This is a genomic window from Sediminibacterium roseum, from assembly GCF_009939005.1.
Lineage (GTDB): Bacteria > Bacteroidota > Bacteroidia > Chitinophagales > Chitinophagaceae > Sediminibacterium > Sediminibacterium roseum.
In genome coordinates, this window is the sequence record NZ_JAACJS010000015.1 from 1,532,416 (window position 1) to 1,549,834 (window position 17,419).

Annotated in this window: 20 protein-coding genes; 7 read left to right on the plus strand and 13 right to left on the minus strand. The window is 47.2% G+C overall.

Features of this window, described 5'->3' with window-relative positions:
* Positions 1–18: 18 nt before the first annotated feature.
* The gene (locus GWC95_RS17810) at positions 19–492 is read right to left on the minus strand and encodes an Lrp/AsnC ligand binding domain-containing protein (RefSeq protein WP_161820061.1); all 474 of its coding nucleotides are present in this window, start codon (positions 490–492) and stop codon (positions 19–21) included.
* Positions 493–988: 496 nt separating this feature from the next.
* Between GWC95_RS17810 and GWC95_RS17815 the strand changes: the two genes are divergently transcribed.
* Both GWC95_RS17815 and GWC95_RS17820 read left to right on the plus strand, forming a co-directional pair.
* Positions 989–1,981, plus strand: coding sequence for an SDR family NAD(P)-dependent oxidoreductase (locus tag GWC95_RS17815; RefSeq protein ID WP_161820062.1), 993 nt, complete (start codon positions 989–991; stop codon positions 1,979–1,981).
* Positions 1,982–2,105: 124 nt separating this feature from the next.
* Positions 2,106–2,915, plus strand: coding sequence for a helix-turn-helix domain-containing protein (locus tag GWC95_RS17820; RefSeq protein WP_161820063.1), 810 nt, complete (start codon positions 2,106–2,108; stop codon positions 2,913–2,915).
* A gap of 124 nt (positions 2,916–3,039) precedes the next feature.
* Here the strand turns inward: GWC95_RS17820 and GWC95_RS17825 are convergent, their stop codons facing one another.
* Positions 3,040–3,417 (minus strand): DoxX family protein, encoded by a 378-nt coding sequence (locus GWC95_RS17825; protein WP_161820064.1) that lies wholly within the window; start codon positions 3,415–3,417, stop codon positions 3,040–3,042.
* A 112-nt stretch (positions 3,418–3,529) separates the two neighbouring features.
* Between GWC95_RS17825 and GWC95_RS17830 the strand changes: the two genes are divergently transcribed.
* Positions 3,530–3,889, plus strand: a complete 360-nt coding sequence (locus GWC95_RS17830; protein WP_161820065.1) for a winged helix-turn-helix transcriptional regulator — start codon at positions 3,530–3,532, stop codon at positions 3,887–3,889.
* Positions 3,890–3,923: 34 nt separating this feature from the next.
* Here GWC95_RS17830 and GWC95_RS17835 read toward each other — a convergent pair whose 3' ends face one another.
* Positions 3,924–6,074, minus strand: a complete 2,151-nt coding sequence (locus tag GWC95_RS17835) for a TonB-dependent receptor (protein WP_237722201.1) — start codon at positions 6,072–6,074, stop codon at positions 3,924–3,926.
* 33 nt (positions 6,075–6,107) lie between these two features.
* Positions 6,108–6,485: a DUF6660 family protein gene (locus tag GWC95_RS20015; RefSeq protein WP_161820066.1), complete on the minus strand. Its 378-nt coding sequence runs from the start codon at positions 6,483–6,485 to the stop codon at positions 6,108–6,110.
* Between the two features lie 66 nt (positions 6,486–6,551).
* Here GWC95_RS20015 and GWC95_RS17845 point away from each other — a divergent pair, with 66 nt between their 5' ends.
* The 4 genes from GWC95_RS17845 to GWC95_RS17860 all read left to right on the plus strand — a co-directional run bounded on the left by GWC95_RS17845 (position 6,552) and on the right by GWC95_RS17860 (position 8,332).
* Positions 6,552–6,863 (plus strand): putative quinol monooxygenase, encoded by a 312-nt coding sequence (locus GWC95_RS17845; RefSeq protein ID WP_161820067.1) that lies wholly within the window; start codon positions 6,552–6,554, stop codon positions 6,861–6,863.
* Between the two features lie 61 nt (positions 6,864–6,924).
* Positions 6,925–7,629, plus strand: coding sequence for a tRNA (guanosine(46)-N7)-methyltransferase TrmB (trmB, locus tag GWC95_RS17850; RefSeq protein WP_161820068.1), 705 nt, complete (start codon positions 6,925–6,927; stop codon positions 7,627–7,629).
* Complete coding sequence (locus GWC95_RS17855; protein ID WP_161820069.1) at positions 7,610–7,804, plus strand: DUF5522 domain-containing protein; 195 nt, start codon at positions 7,610–7,612, stop codon at positions 7,802–7,804. Before trmB ends, GWC95_RS17855 begins: the two co-directional genes overlap by 20 nt.
* 138 nt (positions 7,805–7,942) lie before the next feature.
* The gene (locus GWC95_RS17860) at positions 7,943–8,332 is read left to right on the plus strand and encodes an MGMT family protein (protein ID WP_161820070.1); all 390 of its coding nucleotides are present in this window, start codon (positions 7,943–7,945) and stop codon (positions 8,330–8,332) included.
* Positions 8,333–8,350: 18 nt separating this feature from the next.
* Here GWC95_RS17860 and GWC95_RS17865 read toward each other — a convergent pair whose 3' ends face one another.
* From GWC95_RS17865 to GWC95_RS17905, 9 genes are all read right to left on the minus strand, one after another.
* The gene (locus GWC95_RS17865; protein WP_161820071.1) at positions 8,351–8,935 is read right to left on the minus strand and encodes a DUF420 domain-containing protein; all 585 of its coding nucleotides are present in this window, start codon (positions 8,933–8,935) and stop codon (positions 8,351–8,353) included.
* A 123-nt stretch (positions 8,936–9,058) separates the two neighbouring features.
* Positions 9,059–9,871 (minus strand): SCO family protein, encoded by an 813-nt coding sequence (locus GWC95_RS17870; protein ID WP_161820072.1) that lies wholly within the window; start codon positions 9,869–9,871, stop codon positions 9,059–9,061.
* A 103-nt stretch (positions 9,872–9,974) separates the two neighbouring features.
* Positions 9,975–10,457 carry a cytochrome C oxidase subunit IV family protein gene (locus GWC95_RS17875; protein WP_161820073.1) on the minus strand — a complete coding sequence of 161 codons (483 nt, stop codon included), beginning with the start codon at positions 10,455–10,457 and terminating at the stop codon, positions 9,975–9,977.
* A 44-nt stretch (positions 10,458–10,501) separates the two neighbouring features.
* Entirely contained in the window at positions 10,502–11,179 is a 678-nt protein-coding gene (locus tag GWC95_RS17880) for a cytochrome c oxidase subunit 3 (RefSeq protein WP_161820074.1), read from the minus strand.
* 78 nt (positions 11,180–11,257) lie between these two features.
* Positions 11,258–11,767, minus strand: coding sequence for a cytochrome c oxidase subunit 3 (locus tag GWC95_RS17885; RefSeq protein WP_237722203.1), 510 nt, complete (start codon positions 11,765–11,767; stop codon positions 11,258–11,260).
* 231 nt (positions 11,768–11,998) lie between these two features.
* Positions 11,999–12,967, minus strand: coding sequence for a heme o synthase (gene cyoE, locus GWC95_RS17890; RefSeq protein ID WP_161820076.1), 969 nt, complete (start codon positions 12,965–12,967; stop codon positions 11,999–12,001).
* Positions 12,968–13,105: 138 nt separating this feature from the next.
* The gene (locus GWC95_RS17895; RefSeq protein WP_161820077.1) at positions 13,106–14,920 is read right to left on the minus strand and encodes a cytochrome c oxidase subunit I; all 1,815 of its coding nucleotides are present in this window, start codon (positions 14,918–14,920) and stop codon (positions 13,106–13,108) included.
* Between the two features lie 101 nt (positions 14,921–15,021).
* Positions 15,022–16,083, minus strand: a complete 1,062-nt coding sequence (locus GWC95_RS17900) for a cytochrome c oxidase subunit II (RefSeq protein WP_161820078.1) — start codon at positions 16,081–16,083, stop codon at positions 15,022–15,024.
* A gap of 80 nt (positions 16,084–16,163) precedes the next feature.
* A complete protein-coding gene (locus GWC95_RS17905) occupies positions 16,164–17,390 on the minus strand; it encodes a quinol:cytochrome C oxidoreductase (protein ID WP_161820079.1) in 1,227 nt (408 codons plus the stop codon).
* Positions 17,391–17,419: the final 29 nt, after the last annotated feature.

The window sequence follows — 17,419 nt, forward strand, 5'->3', positions numbered from 1 at the left end:
AAATACAATTTATTTGGCTCAGGATTGCGCGGCAACCACCACGTTTCTGTCGAGGCTCTCTTCGAGCGAGATGAATGTTTCTGTGCGTTCGATTCCTTTGATCTTCTGCAGCTCGTCGTGAAGCACAAACCGGAGTTCCTGGATGTCTTTGCAAACGATCTCGGCAAACATGCTGTAGTTGCCGGTGGTGTAGTTGAGGCGAACGATCTGGGGGATCTTCTTGAGTTCTTTGGCCACGCTGTCGTACAAAGAACTTTTTTCCAGGTAAACGCCGATAAAGGCGATCACATCGTAGCCGAGGGATTTGAGATCCACCGATAATTTTTTACCTTTAACGACTTTGAGTTCTTCGAGTTTCTTGATGCGTACGTGAATGGTACCGCCTGATACGAAGAGTTTTTTACCGAGATCGGCGTAGGATATTTCCGCATCTTCCATCATTTCCTGGATGATCTGGAAATCCAATTTGTCAAGATTCAATTTGCCCGCCATTTTTTATTCTATTTTTAAATATTATCTAATACAATAACAATATTATTGTATAATTTCTATATTATCAAAATATTTGTTGAATATTTTACAACAAACCGATCTTTTGCCGTAATATTGTATTGTCAAGCAGCAACGACGTAGTTCTTATATACTGTGGGGTGATGAAATTTTTGGCAGACATGCCCCCTTGTCTCGGGGGTGGGGATAACAGGATAAACGTAGTGTAGAGCCGTTCCGGCTTTCGGGTTGGGGCGACCAGGGTCGACCACTGAACTTTGCGCTATAGCTAACTGCCTCGTGGAGGTTCGATCCCTCCCCCTACAGCTTTTAACAAGCAATCGTGGCCTCGTAAATGTGTAATTTACGAGGTCTTTTTATTTTCCGGATCCTATCGAACCATTTGAATAATGACCTTTTGAACAAACCAACTCCGGACTTCTAAACAAAGCCACCTGCCACGCCGCTTTCTACTTTTGTTCCAACAAAATCAGTAAACATGGAACAAGACAATTACCAGGGAGCTTTGCAACAACCTACAGGCTCAGGCTTCAACGCAGAATCAACAACCGCCGATGTGATCAAAGGGATCAACCTTACGGGAAAAATTGCCATCGTAACCGGCGGCAATACCGGGATTGGCCTGGAGACAACGAAAACGCTGGCAGCAGCGGGTGCAACCGTAATAGTGCCTGCAAGAGATACCGAAAAGGCCAGGAAAAACCTTTTCAACATAGCCCATGTTGAGATAATGCCAATGGATTTAATGAACCCGTTATCCATTGATACTTTCGCCAATCATTTTCTTGCTTCCGGCAGACAACTAGATTTGCTGATCAACAATGCCGGCATCATGTGGGTGCCACTTCGCCGGGATGAACGTGGCATCGAATCGCAGCTGGCTACCAATTACCTGGCGCTATTTCAACTTACGGCAAGGCTATGGCCCGCGCTGAAAAAAGCCAATGGCGCGAGGGTTGTCAATGTGTCTTCTCGCGGACATCATTTTGCTCCTTTCAATTTTGAAGACCCTAATTTTCTGAATAGGGAATATGAAACATTATTGGGTTACGGCCAATCGAAAACCGCCGTTAATCTTTTTTCAGTGGAACTCGACCATCGCGCCTGCGATCATAACGTAAGGGTATATGCTGTACATCCCGGTTCTATCGGCGGCACAGAACTTGGAAGGGAAGCGCCATTGGAACTGTTTCAGAAAATGGGTTTTGTAGACGCAGATGGAAATATGCTCCCGGAAGTGGCTGCTTCATTAAAAACAATTCCGCAAGGCGCCGCCACAACCATCTGGTGTGCAACCTCGGCCTTATTAAACCATATCGGCGGTGTATATTGTGAGGATGCAGACATCGCTCACCTTTCTGCCGAAGCCGCCCATCCACGGGGCGTAAACCCTTATTCGCTGGATGAAGCCACTGCAAAAAAACTCTGGGCGCTTACCGAAGAAATGACTGGAATCACATTTAACCCGTAGCATTCATCAATTCCATCCGAAGGACTACAACAGCCGTTCAACCTGCTGGTCTTGCCCGTTTAAACAAAGGGTGTATTGGCAATGCTCTATTTTCGCGCCAGGGATTGCCTTAAAAAATAAAATTATGGAATACAGGGCCCGTTACATTACCGAAGACATAAAACTCTCGAGTTACGACGACAAATTTTTCAAGTCGGATATTATGTTCGAGCACCACATGCTTGTATGGTTTCTTTCCGGAGAAACCAAGATCGTACAGGCGGATGCCACTTATTTTTTTACCAAAGGCGATATCTTCCTGATCCCGAGAAACCAACTGGCAACAATCATTAACTATCCCAAAGACGGACAACCACATAAAACAGTAGTGATGCACTTATCAACAAACAGGCTCCAGCACTTTTACGCTGCCAGGAATATAAAACCACTGCCTCTGAAATCACCAAAAATATTCAGCTTCAGCCGGCATCCGTTGCTGGAAAGCTGCCTTGCTTCGCTCATCCCTTATTTTGACATGGAGGATATCCCCGGTGATATCGCTTCCCTTAAGATCACTGAAGCCATCAGTATTCTCAGAACGCTCGATAAGGATATTGATCATGTGCTTGCCAACTTTGAAGAGCCTGGCAAAATAAACCTCGCAGACTATATGGAAAAAAACTTTATGTTCAACCTGCCATTGGAAAAATTCGGTTACCTGACTGGCAGAAGTATTTCAACATTCAAACGCGACTTCAAGAAAGCGTTCAGCTCTACACCCCAACGATGGCTCACGCAAAAGAGACTGGAGCTCGCGCATTACCAGCTTACTGAAAAAAAGAAAAAGCCTTTGGATGTATGTTACGAAGTCGGTTTTGAAAACCTGTCGCACTTTTCGTTCGCTTTTAAAAAACAATTCGGGATAGCGCCCAGCCAACTGGTGGAACAGCAATAAATTTTTACCATCCCGGCACAACCTGAGCCATTTCGACTGCAGCAAAAAGCCGCAGGATCTAAATATCATCCCGCCTTTTTGAATGTCACTTACCAGCTTACACTTAAGTCTGGCAGCAACATGCTTACTGCGTTTGTTTACCTACCAACCGCCTCCCCAACTCCGGGAACCTGATCACCGCGGCTATCCATACCATGCATTGTACGGCCACAGGCATGAATGCGGGCTGTCCGTGCTCAAGATGCGTAACGATCGCGCCACCCAGGTAGGCGGCCAGGAGCAATGTTCCCAGGACTCCGGTGCGCGGAATGATGAATAGCGCGAGGGATACCAGTTCCAACAGGCCAATATAAAACATGGCTTTCGCTGTAAGACCAACCATCGCGGCATTGCGGGCCAGCTCTTCGCCGCCTTTTAACTTCATAGACGCGCTCATAAGGAGCACCAGGGCTACCAATGCGGTAAGCGACCAACCAACGATCGTTCTTGTTTTCTGACTCATATTTTTTGATTTGAACAGCAAAGCTACCTACCTTTGGTATCTAAAGGATAGCAGTATCCAAAAGGATACCGGTATCCTTTTGGATACTGCTATCAATCAAATCTTAAAAAGAATGGATCACAAAACACACCTACACACCAGCGAGGCCTGCACACGCAGCATTGCCGCTGTGCGTGATACATTGTACGTACTGAATGGGAAATGGAAACTGCCCATCATCATCGCGCTGATGAGCGGGCCAAAACGCTTCAAGGACCTGCAACGCTCGCTAAACGAGATCACGCCTAAGATCCTTTCAAAAGAATTAAAGGAGCTTGAGCTGAATGAATTCGTTACACGAACGGTTTACGACACCTCGCCCGTTACGGTTGAATACGCCCTTACCAAATACAGCCAATCGCTCAACAGCATCATCGAAGCCATGAGCAACTGGGGTATGCAGCACAGGAAAAGACTGATGAAAAGATCGTGAACCGTATACGAACTTACGGTCCACGATCGATGTTTTATAATCGCAGCTTCACGCCTCCATTCACTACAAATCCATCAACCGGCGCATAAATGTCTTTGAACACCGGGTTTGATGCAGCACCTGTGTAAATAGATCCGTAACGCGTTTGCCTTGTATCGGTGAAGTTTTCGAAATTGATGAACAGCGAAACATGCTCCCATGTTTTTTCTCCCATCAAACCAAAAGTCCAGTAGGCGCGTCCGGTTGTGCCATCGTTCAATCCCTGTTTACTGAAAAAATAAGCCTCGAAGCCGATCTTTAGTTTTCCTTCCTGCTCATACATCAACACATTGTTCAACCTGTGGCGAGCCGTCAGCGGCAACCACAGAAGCGTGTTGTTGAAATGCGTGTTCACATCCGCATAAGTGTAGCCCACAAACAGTTTGATGTCGTCGTACACAAAACGAAGGTTCGTCTCCATTCCCTTTGTATCAATGTGGCCATTGGCGTTTACAAACTGGTACGCACCGGCTGTCGACAAAACAAGGGGCCGGTTCAGACGTGTATAAAAAAACAACTGGTTCGCGGTGAAGCCAACAGCGCCGATCTTTGTTCGGTAGTTGAGATCAAAGTTGGCACCTGCGGAACGTTCGTCTTTTGTTGCCGATTTATCGATCGGCAGTATTGCCTGGAACTGCGTGCGCTCCGCTTCTTCGTTGAATACAGTCGGGATCTTGTAACCTAGCCCGCCACCCAAACGCGCAGTTACCTGCGCAGACAATTTCATCATCGCCGAAAAACGCGGCAACCATTCAATGCCGTAGTCGCGGGTATGATCCGCACGCAAACCCGTTTCGAGCGTGAACGCTTTTACAGGCGACCATGTATGCTGAACAAATGCGCCGATGGTGCTGTAGTGGTAATTGCGAAGGATGGTTGTGGTTTGTTTGTCTTCGTCAAAATCATCCGTAAGAAAATTAGCGCCCACCACCCATTGTGTTTTTTTGTATTGCACATTGTAGGTGGCCTCTGTAAAACCCGATAATTGCGTTCCGCTGAAAACATAGCCCGGCACTTCTATCAAACGTTTGAAACGGCTGTAACTGTTCTTGAAATTCAATTGTGAATGATCGGTGAGCTTGTGCGTTACCTGCAGTTGCGTGGTAAAACGATCGGTATTGTTCTTTTCAAAATAACCCGGGCCTTCGTTCTTTATAAATGCCATGCTGCCCCCGATACGCTTCTCTGTTACATAACTGAACCCGATATTGGCCGTTGTGTTCTTACCATACCAGAACAATTTCGGATTGATCGTATACCGCTCAAAAGAAGGGATTGCCGTAAAACCAATCGATGCAGGATCATATGCCTTCGATGAGTTGGAAGATGCAAAAACAGTAACACCAGTTGTTTTAAACTTCTCACTGTAAAAACCACTGAGGTCGAGTCCGCCGGCAGATGTTCCATTGGCTACAAAAGACAGTTCCTTTTTCTGCCCGGGTGTTTTGGATACCAGGTTCACGAGGCCCGCAATCGCTCCACCGCCGTATAAGGTAGACGATGATCCTTTCACCACTTCGATCTGTCTGAGGTCGAGCGGCGCCACCTGCATCAGGCTCAGCCCGCCTGAAAAGCCCGCGTACAAAGGAAATCCATCGCGCAGTACCTGCGTGTATCTTCCATCGAGTCCCTGTATGCGTATGCTTGAGTTGTAGGATGTGGCTGATGTTTGCTGTGTTTGAATACCCGTGCTTTCGCTCAGCAGCATCCTGATATCGCCGGGTTTCATGTTTGCTTTTTCGTTGAGCTCTTCTCCCGAGATCGTTTCAACACGTGTTGGAATATCGCTGATCGAACGGCTGGTTCTTGTTGCGGTAACGATCACCTCTTCCTCTTCGTGCGTTTCTTCTTCCAGTTCAATCTCAAATGCGCCCGTGTTGTTTTGCGGAACCATAACCTGGATCTCTTTCTCCATCATCCCAACAAAAACCACGCGCACGGTATAGTTGCCTGCGGGCAGGTTTGTAAAAGAGGCAATGCCGGCGCTGTCTGTAACCGCATTTTTATTGGCCGGTGCAATGGTTACCGATGCGCCGCCGAGCGCCTGCCCGTTCTCTTTGCTCTTTACAGAAAGCCTGAGGCTATGCTGCGCCTGCGCAAACGTATACGCAAACAGCAGCATACCTGTGATAAGTATATGCTTCATATTGATTATAAAAAATGAAAAAAATGTTTACCGTTATGCGTAAACATTTCGCGGCGGCTTGAAAAAAGAATTGCGGTAGCCGGGGCCGAAGCTGGATGAGTGATCAACATATTCCGGCGTTACATCAAATACAGCGGGCGATACCACCATTGTTTCCTGTTTGCAGGCAAATCCATGACAGGTTGAACAGGTAGAAAAAGGTGAACAATTGCCGCACTCTTTAAACGGATCCTGGTTTTTTGCGGTCATTTCCGTTTCCTCGCAATTGTCAAACAAACAACAGGGCGCAACGGCACAAAACAGGATGCAGAATGATAATATGTAAGCCAGCAGTTTCAACCCCGCGAAGATATGGAATGATGTATTCTGTGGCCTTTTTGGTTTTTTAACTTGTTTAACATCTTTGATCATGCAATCACTCGTTGCCGGCGCTATGGGTGGAACGATTGTTGTAAAGATTTAATAAAATCTATTTCTATGTCCCAATACGCGCTCAATACCCGCTTCAGCGCCCATCCAGACAAGGGCGATGAGCTTTTAAGCCTGCTTATGAAGGCCAATAACATTGTATCTGCTGCCAAGGGCTGCAGGTTGTACCTGATCAGCCATGAGGCCGAAGACAAAGATGTTTTTTGGGTCAATGAGCTGTGGGACACCCGCGAGGACCATGCCATTTCTTTAGCGCTCGATGGCAGCAAAGAGCTGATGGTTGAAGCGGCCCATATTCTCGCACATGAGCCGAAGCAGGTTGTGCTTACGCCGGTGGGTGGCAAAGGGGCCGAGGGGTAGCTGTCTCACGCCACGCCGAATTCAGGGATCTTAACCTTCAAAGTCCGTATTTTTGTTCTTCATGGGACAAAAAAAACTCATCCGTTTCGAGGCCATCAGGCATTTTCCAAATGTGCTGGAGTATCCGCAGGATATGAAAGGAAAGTGGAAGGAATTTTTCAGGAACGATGCGCCGCTGACGCTGGAGCTTGCCTGCGGAAAAGGCGAGTACGCTGTGGGGCTCGCAAGGCTGTATACAGACAGGAATTTCATTGGCATCGATATCAAGGGTAACCGGATCTGGCGCGGCGCGAAAACGGCGCTGGATGAGGGCTTGCAGCATGTTGCGTTCATCCGTTCGCACATCGACAAGATCACGGATTATTTTGCAAGGAACGAAGTGGCAGAGATCTGGATCACTTTCCCCGATCCCCAACTGCGTGCATCGCGCGCCAAAAAAAGATTGACCCATCCGAAATTCCTCAGGCTCTACCAGCAGATCATCCGGGAGGATGGATTGATCAACCTGAAAACGGATAGTCCCGACCTGTATCGGTTTACCCTTGCCGTGATCCATTTATTTGAACTCGAAGTTGTTGAACAAACCGATCATGTTTACCAGCAGGAGACGGTTAAACCCGAGCTGCAGATCAAAACGCATTACGAAGGATTGGATATTGCGCAGAGCAACCGGATCCACTATGTTTGTTTCCGTATCAACAAACCATTGCCGGTAGAAAAAGACGAAGTTTTAAAACAGATGTTCCGTGAGCAAGACGCTGATTGAAGGTGTTGACTTCTACTACGACGATCGTGGTTTTATGGTGCTCACCGAAAAATACCATGTTGAAAAGGGGTATTGCTGTGGTTTGGGGTGCAGGCATTGTCCGTACAACTATGAGTCCGTGCCGGAACCTACACGCACGCAACTCCTTTCAAAACGAAACAAAACTCCAGAATAAGAGTTGATGCCACAGATTTCACGGATTGACAAAGTTATTAATGAGCGTCCCCTCACCTTAGCGATCAACCGTGTAAATCCGTGAAATCTGTGGCATCAACACCCGAATTTGCTACCTTTCCAAACACAAATACACAAGTTGCCCCATAAAAAAACCACCCCTGAAAAAATAAAATCGGTTTTACCCAGCGGAAGAACCGATACCAGTTTTTTTGAACAGGTATACGATGTTGCGCGACAGGTGCCGCGTGGGCGTGTTACATCCTACGGGGCCATCGCTGCCTATCTTGGTGCAGCAAAGAGCGCGCGTATGGTTGGCTGGGCGATGAATGGCGCGTTTCATGTTAAGCCCCCGGTTCCCGCGCACCGCGTTGTAAACCGCAACGGTATGTTATCAGGCAAAATGCATTTTTCAACACCCACTAAAATGGAGGAGTTGCTGAAGAAAGAAAAGATCAGCGTAAAGAACGATGCGGTCGTGGATTTCGAAAAAAAATTCTGGGATCCCTCGGTAGAGCTGGAACTCTGAGAAGGGGCGCTCCGAACCCTAACTGTAATACGGGCTGATCATAAAGTAAACCACCGGCCCCGTAACCGCAACATAAAACCACAACGGCCATGTAATGCGCGCGATCTTCTTGTGTGCAGCAAATTCTGATGTTAACCCACGGTATGCAGTGAACAGGATGATCGGGAGCGTTAACCCCGCAAGTAAAATATGCGTGCTGAGGATGACGAAATAAACGACGCGGGTTTTGCCTACAACGGCCAGTTCCTGTGCGCTCACGATCCCATCATGATCCGCATCTCCAAACAATGCTTCGCCGGCAAAGAGACGATGCATGACGTATGAAAGCAGGAATAATACCGACAATGCCAGTGCTGCGATCATCATTTTCTTGTGTTGCTGGTACCGCTGTTTTTTTACGGCAACCAGGGCCGCAACCAGCAATACTGCGACAATTGTATTGATAGCAGCATTTGCAGTTGCAAAAATGTGTATGTCGAAACCAAGGTCAGCCGTAAGATGGTAGCGGCCCAGAACCGAAACAAGGGCAAACACAACAACGGAAAAAATACCAATGAGCCACCTGGCTTTTGTGTCGTTCTTTGTGAGTGATGGTGCTAGCATTTTGGTTGGTTCGTTTGTGATGTTAGTTAATGGTTTGTTTGTTTTACCAACGGTGCGGTTCCTGTTTAACGGCGCTTAATTGTTTTTGTTACTTGCATGATACATACCGGTAACAAAATGTTGCTACCCGTTGGCCTTTCTTTTGTTGCGCAGGTAGACCATAAAGAAGATCACGCTTACGATGATGATGAGCCATAACCAGCTCAGGTCAAGTATAGCGGCAAATACTTCGTTCTTCTTTTTCTTGTCTTTCTCGAGCATCAGCAAACCGATGTCGCGCGCAAGTTTTGAAAGGGATGTAGAATCCAGCCCGTTGTAATAACCGCGTATCACCTTCTCTTTATCGATCAGCACAAAACGGCTGGTATGAACAAATTCAGGGCTCACGGGCTCATCGCTGAACTTGTCTACTTTCAGTTCCTGGAAAGCAAAATTATAGATAGAATCCCTGTTTCCCGTTAAGAGCCACCAGTTGTCGTGGTTAACGCCGTACTGGTCTGCGTAGTGTTTTAAAACAGGAACACTGTCGCGTTGCGGATCCACTGTGAGCGACATAAACTGTACGATCGATGTATCCACTTTTTTTCTCAGGTCGCCGCCACGCAAAAACGATTGCTGCAGTTTAGACATGTTGTAGGTGAGCTTTGGACAGATGCTTCCGCAGCTGGTAAAGAAAAGGTCTACCACCAGTATTTTTCCCGGCTTATCGTACAGGCTCACCGAATCGCCCAGCTGGTTGCGGAGATGGATGTTGGCGGTGGTGTGCCAGATGCTGTCGGAGATGGTCTTGCCGTTCACTACGCGTTCCGATACGGAATCGAGCAGGTACCTGCGTGGCATTTCTACCGTATTGCTGGTGGCGTATCGCAACAAAAGATAACAGCAGAGCGGCAGCAGCAGTGCAACACAGAGTCCGGTAAGTGCTTTTTTATTCATGGTATACCTATAAAAAAACCATCGTTCAGAACGATGGTTTTAATAATATTTGAAAGGAGTTCACTACTATTTATTCCACCGTACCGCCGGTAGTTTGTGTGTATTAGTGTTTCGCCTCGTCGTGTTTGGTGTCTTCGTGTTTTTCTTCGGCGGCGCCTTCGTGTTTCTTTTCAGCAGCGCCGTGTTCTTTCTTTTCTACTTTGATGGTGCTTTGCTCCTTGAAATGCGGATCGTACGTATTTCTCAAATGACGGAACGAATTTCCATCGTATAAAAACGCGATGATGAACCAGATGAACAGTGCCAACGGAACAACGATGGTCATGATCAGGTTTTTCAATTCATGGCCAAGGTGCATGAAATAGGAAACGATGTAGAATGCCTTTGCAAGCATCAGGATGATGATCGTTCCTTTGATGGCCAGGCGCATGCCGCTTTCGTGGTCAAAGCCCATCATCCAGAAACCGAGGATCAGTTCAATGATCGTAAGTACCGAAAGGATGATCGTAACCTTGATGATCTCTTTTACACCACCGCCTGAATGTTCCTGGTGACCGTGCTCGTTATGTTCTACTGTATGTGCCATGGTTATTTAAGTTTGGAGTTAGGGGTTTGGGTTTCCAGTTGTTGTTAGATAAGGTAAAAACAAGTGAATACAAATACCCAAACAAGGTCTACAAAGTGCCAATACAAACCGGCTTTCTCGATCATGAGGTAATGCCCGCGTTTTTCAAATTTGTCCATGAGTGTCATGATCAGCATAATGATGTTGATCACTACCCCAGAGAATACGTGGAAACCGTGGAAACCTGTTATCGTAAAGAAGTAGTTTGTAAAGTTGGTTGATGATGCGGTTCCGTCTGCATTCAGGAACGGGTTAGAGCCCCACCATGCGCCTTCGTGGTGAAGGTGGTTCCACTCCCATGCCTGGCAACCGAGGAACGCGAGACCGCCGATGATGGTCCAGATAAGGTTGATCACCACTTTCTTTTTGTTCATCTGGTGGCCCGCATGAACCGCAAGCACCATGGTAACAGAGGAGATGATGAGAATGAAGGTCATGATACTCACGAACACCAACGGCGCGTGTACGCCTTCGGGTGCGAATGGGAAGCTTTTGAAGACTTCATTCGGGTCAGGCCATCCGTTGGTTGAGAAACGGATCGTTCCGTAAGAGATCAGGAACGCGCCAAATGTGAAAGCGTCACTCATCAGGAAATACCACATCATCAATTTCCCGTATTCTACGTTGAACGGGCTCTTTCCGCCGCTCCACAATTTGGTTGGTGTAACTGTTGTTGTTGACATGAGCTTGATCTAAAATTTCGTTACAAAAATATTGGCTGCCGTTCAAAAAAGCTGAATTAACCGCAACTTTTTCTCAGCCTATCCTATCCAGTTATAGAAGACAAACAGGTAGATCCAGATCACATCTACAAAATGCCAGTAGGTGCTTACAAGATCTATCGGTAAACTGCTATAATTTTTTACGCGTGATGCATATGCCCTTATAAAGATCGTGAGCAACGCCGCCACTCCTCCCAGCACGTGCAGTATGTGCACCCATGTGATCACGTACAAAAATGAAGCCGACGAGTTGCTTTTTGGCCCGATCAGCGCGATGCCCCTGTTCTCCAGGTCGCTGAACCCGTACAACTGCAGCGCCATAAAGGTTACGCCCAGCAATGCGGTGAGCGTGATCAATACCCTGTACCTGCTGATCTCACGCGCCTTGAATGCTTTTGCCGCAAGATGAATGGTTACGCTGCTCAGCATGATCACGAATGTTGAGTACCAGAACACTTTGGGCACAGCAAATTCGAGCCAGTTGCCCGTATTGCGTTTTACGATATATGCACTCGTAAACGCAATAAACATCATCACAATACTACCCATAGCCACCCACAAGGTAAACTTGTGCGGGTGTATTCTTTGGGGAGGGTTCGTTTGCACCGTGAACATATTTAATTAGTAATTAGAAATTAGCAATTAGTAATTTGTTTTGATCCAGCAGCCGGCAAGGCAATTTGTAATTAGAAATTAGCAATTAGAAATTAGTAATTTGTTAGGTCCATCAGCTATCCCCCGGCAATCAATAATTCTTAATTCCTAATTTCTAATTCCTAATTATATTGTTTTGTCTGCCAAAAGCGCCAAAAGCACAATAGGCAGGTATATATAGCTGCTGAACATCACCCTTCTCGCTGCTTTCGCGTTCATTTCGTTGTACAGGCGTATGCTTTGTACCACCATGAACAGGTTTGCCGCGATGAGGATCCACATACTTACCTGGCCCGTCATTCCGAAGTAATAAGGAAGTATGCCAACCGGTATCATCAATACCGAATACATAATGCCTTGTACCGCGGTAAAACGCGTCGGGCCCTTTTCTGCGGGCAACAGTTTGAAACCGGCTTTGCTGTAATCGCTGTGCGCTACCCAGGCAATGGCCCAGAAATGCGGGAACTGCCAGAGAAACTGTATCGCGAAAAGAACATAGCCGCCTGCGTTTGAAAACGTTTTTCCGTTTACCGTCATCGTTTCAAACGGGTTCAGTGCGCCTGTTGCCGCAACCCATCCTATCAAACATGGCAATGCGCCCGGAAAGGCACCTACCAAAACTGCTATTGAATTCACTTTTTTTAATGGCGTATAAATAAACGCGTATAAAAACAAACTGAAGGCCGACAACCATGCCGCGTTCCAGTTGAACCCATTTTCTGTTTTAAAGAACCAACCCATCATAAACACACCCAGCAGTCCTGCAATGGTTGCGAATGTATAGGCTTCCTGCTGGCTCATCCTGCCGCTTGCCACCGGGCGCGAAGCGGTGCGTTTCATCATTGCGTCCGTATCTTTTTCTACGGCCTGGTTGATGGCGTTTGCGCTTCCTGTGATCAGCATGCCCGCCACAAAAAGAACAACAACCTGTAACCAGTTGTATTCCACGTTAGGCGCCAGCAGGTAACAGATCACGCAGGAAAAAACCACCGTAAAACTCAACGTGAATTTTATCAGCTGGAAATAATCTCTGACCTTGGATGCCTTTTTCAAGGACCCCGACTCCACCACTGATTCGTTCGTTGTTGGTTCCACTGATAATCTGCGGTTTAAAGAACGATGCTCCTTCTTACAGGAGCATCGACTTATTTTTTATTTCAATGTGCGATGAACTACCCCCTTTCCTTCCTCTCTTGTACTACCGTTCATTTTGTTCGCACCAAAGATCTTCAATTAGTGATGACTCTCGTTCTCTCCCACCGGCGTTACCTGGGTTATGAACTCCTGCCCGTCCTTACCATAATCGTATGCCCAACGGTGTACCTCAGGAATTTCACCAGGCCAGTTTCCATGACCCGGGCGGATCGGTGTTGTCCATTCCAAAGTATTGGCCGACCATGGGTTGAGCGTTGTAACTTTTCTTCCTTTGAAAATGGAATAGAAGAAGTTGAACAGGAACAGGAACTGTGCCGCAAACACGATCATCGCAACGGTGCTGATGAAACGGTTCAGTTCTACGAACTGTTTGAAGCTTTCCCAGATGCTGTAATCGTAGTAACGGCGTGGCATACCTGCGAGCCCTTCGTAGTGCATTGGCCAGAAGATCATATAGGCGCCTGCGATGGTGATCCAGAAGTGCATGTACGCCAGTGAATTGTTCATGTAACGGCCATACATTTTAGGGAACCAGTGGTAGATACCGGCAAACATTCCAAACATGGATGCAACACCCATTACAATGTGGAAGTGTGCGATAACGAAATAGGTATCGTGCAGGTGAATATCCAGTGCCGAGTTTCCTAACCAGATACCGGTCAATCCACCTGAAATGAACAGGCTCACAAAACCGATCGCGAACAGCATACCCGGTGTGAAGCGTACGTTACCTCTCCACAAAGTGGTGAGCCAGTTGAACACCTTGATGGCCGATGGTACGGCGATCAACAGGGTAAGGAGTACGAATACCGATCCGAGGAACGGGTTCAATCCTGTTACGAACATGTGGTGCGCCCATACAAGGAACGCGAGTATCGCGATAGCGAACAACGATCCGATCATGGCCATGTAACCGAAGATCGGTTTGCGCGAATTCACGGATAAGATCTCTGATACCATTCCCATTGCCGGCAGCAGGATGATGTACACTTCGGGGTGGCCCAGGAACCAGAACAAGTGCTGGTAAAGGATAGCGCTACCACCTTCGTTTGGCAATGCGCCCACGCCGCTTACAAATATGTCTGAGAGATAGAAACTTGTTCCGAAGTTCCTGTCGAAGATCAATAAGATAAATCCTGAGAACAATACAGGGAACGACAATACGCCGAGTACCGCTGTAAAGAACAATGCCCAGATGGTGAGCGGCAGGCGCGTCATGCTCATGCCTTTTGTACGCATGTTCAGGATGGTTGCGATGTAGTTGAGGCCACCAAGCAACGATGATACCACGAACAATGCCATCGATATCAACCAGAGATCCATACCGGTTTTAGAACCCGGCGATGCATCGCCCAGGGCGCTTAATGGCGGATAAGCCGTCCAGCCACCGGAGAAAGGACCAGTTTCAACAAAAATGGAAGAGAGCATTACGATGCTCGCGATAAAGAAGAACCAGTAGCTGAGCATGTTCAGGAACGGAGACGCCATATCGCGTGCACCAACCTGCAATGGAATCAGGAAGTTGGCGAATGTACCGCTCAATCCTGCTGTCAATACAAAGAACACCAACACGGTTCCGTGCGTGGTAACAAGCGCATAATAAGCTTCCGGTGTGATGCGGCCGCCTTTTGCCCATTTACCAAGGATGTCTTCCAGCCATGGGAAAGTAGAATCAGGATAACCCAATTGCAAACGGAACAACACGCTCATCAATCCACCCAACACTGCCCAAACCATACCGGTGATCAGGAACTGCTTCGCGATCATCTTATGATCCATGCTGAATACATACTTGCTGATGAACGTTTCATGGTGATGGTGCTCATGATGATGATCACCATGCGCATCATGCGTCCCGGTTGAATGTGCGTGTAAAACAGCTTCGTTACTCATACTCTGTTTCTTTTTTACCCACCGGAGCCTCGGCGCAGGTGGGTCTTATTTTTATTAGTTCGATTCTCTAAAAACTTATTACTTAAACATGTTACCGTGAACTACAACTTCGCGATCGTCTTTTTCGCTGCCGTATCCACTCCTTTCACTGCAACCGAATCTTTTTTATTAGACGGGTCCAGGTCGGGATGCACCACCAGGTAAGTTGGTTTTTGTTTTGCGATCCACATATCGTATTCTTCCGGCTCCACTACTTCGATGATACCGCGCATGGAGAAGTGGTTGTTACCGCACATCTGGTCGCAGCTGATCTCGTACACAAAGTTTGGATTCTTTGTAAGCTCCGCCATTTCCTTGGTTGTGTATTTTGGCGTGAACCACATGGTGGTTGGAATGCCCGGTACCGCATCCATCTTCATGCGGAAATGCGAAAGGCCCACATCATGGATCACATCGCGTGAGCCGATAACGAGTTTTACGGGACGTCCCTTTACCAACACCAGTTTTTCGCTTGTAACAATATCGTCGTGGCTGAGCTTATCGTCCCAAAGGATACCCAGCTGGTTGTTATCGGCGTCGTTGATGTTCTTGTAATATTTTTTTCCGAAGGCGCCGTCTTTACCCGGGTAGCGGAAGATCCAGCTGAATTGTTTACCGGTAACCTCAACGGTCATTGCCTGTGCAGGAGGTTCGCCGGTGAAGAGGAACCAGTTGCGGAGGCCGATCACCACCAGCACCGTTAATACGATGGCGGGAACGATGGTCCATAAAACTTCGAGCTTGTTGTTGTGCGGGAAATAGAAAACCTTACGGTCGCTGTCCTGGTATTTGTATGCGAACCAGAAAAGCACAACCTGCGTTAACACGAAAACGATACCTGTTACAGCGATGGTGATCCACAACATTGAATCAACGCGTGCGCCTTCAACGCTGCCGGAGTCAACGGCGAGTAATGTTTTGTGGAAATAGAGTTTGTTGCAATACCAAACGCCGATCATTCCAACGATTAAGAAAACAACCATCATGAACCCGTTGATCTTGTTGTTTTGTCTACGGCTGGTTTCTTCGCCTTTCAATACAGATACATACTCGCTGGCTTTGGCGATCTGGAAGATCACAACAAAAATCAGAACGATCACTGCTATGGTTAAAAACATTGTCATAACGCTTTCTAATTATCTTATTTCTTACAATTCTTTTTTTACACTGATCCCGGGAAATACCCGTGCCCAGTGCTGATGTTCTAAACCTGGTGAATGATACTTTCTTTCAGGAACGGATGGTGCTTCACTACCAGTGGTTTGCTGGCGAGTGCGCGGCCCACGAAGAATATCATCAACCCAATGAACAAACTAAGGATACCGAAATCGAGCCAGCCCAGCGATACGTGTTCTTTCGAAAGGCTTCCCATTACCATCTGGTAGAAATCCAGCCAGTGACCGAAGATGATCAGTACTGCCATGAACGTCATCAGTGTATAGTTACGTTTTGCGGCGCGTTTCATCAGGATCAACAGCGGGCAAACGAAGTTGATGATGAGGTTAAGGAAGAATATTCCTTTGTACGGCCCTTGTACGCGGTGTTTGAAGTAAACGGTTTCTTCCGGAATGTTGGCGTACCAGATCAGCATATATTGTGCGAACCAGAGGTAGGTCCAGAAGATGGAGAAGGCGAACATGAACTTACCGATGTCCTGCAGGTGCTCCTGGTTGGTGAGTTCGAGGTAGCCTTTGTTTTTCAGGTAGATCACCCACAGTGCGATCAATGCCATACCTGAAACGAATGAGCTTGCGAAAGTGTACCAGCTGTACATGGTAGAGTACCAGTGTGCATCGATGCTCATCATCCACAGCCATGGAATGGTAGAACCTACGGTTAAACCGAACCATACGGTGAACAATGCTGCGCGCACCGTTCCGCGGAGAATGAATTTTGCGCCTGTTTCCTGGTCCATTGCATTGTCTGCCTCTTCTGTAAGCTTGCGCATTCTCCATCCGAGAATGCTCCAGAGGGCGATGGTCAGGGTTGTCCAGATCACAAAGAATTTAAGGTTGAGGAAGCCTGATTTTCCTTTGAGGATCGGATCGGCGTTTACTGCTTCTGTATCGAGCCAGTGGTAGATATGGTGCTTGTCGCTGAATACAACATACATCAGCACGATAAAAGTGATCGATCCGAAAATAGGCACCATCACCGAGATGGCTTCCGTTACGCGGCGGAAAGAGATCTGCCATCCGCCATGCGCCAACGTGGTTACACAGATAAAGAACATGGAAGCGTTACAGACCAATGTCCAGAATATGGTATTGTACATGAGTGTTCCCCAGAAATGTGCCTGCTCGTGCACGTCGCCACTGAACCCTTTTGTTACGAGCCCGGTCACCAACGCAACCAATCCTACACCGATCAATGCCAGTGACCAGGTTTTCATTTTTGCGGGAATCTCAAATTGTTGTCTGATAGATGCCATCGTTGATTTCTTTAACTTTTAGCTTTTAT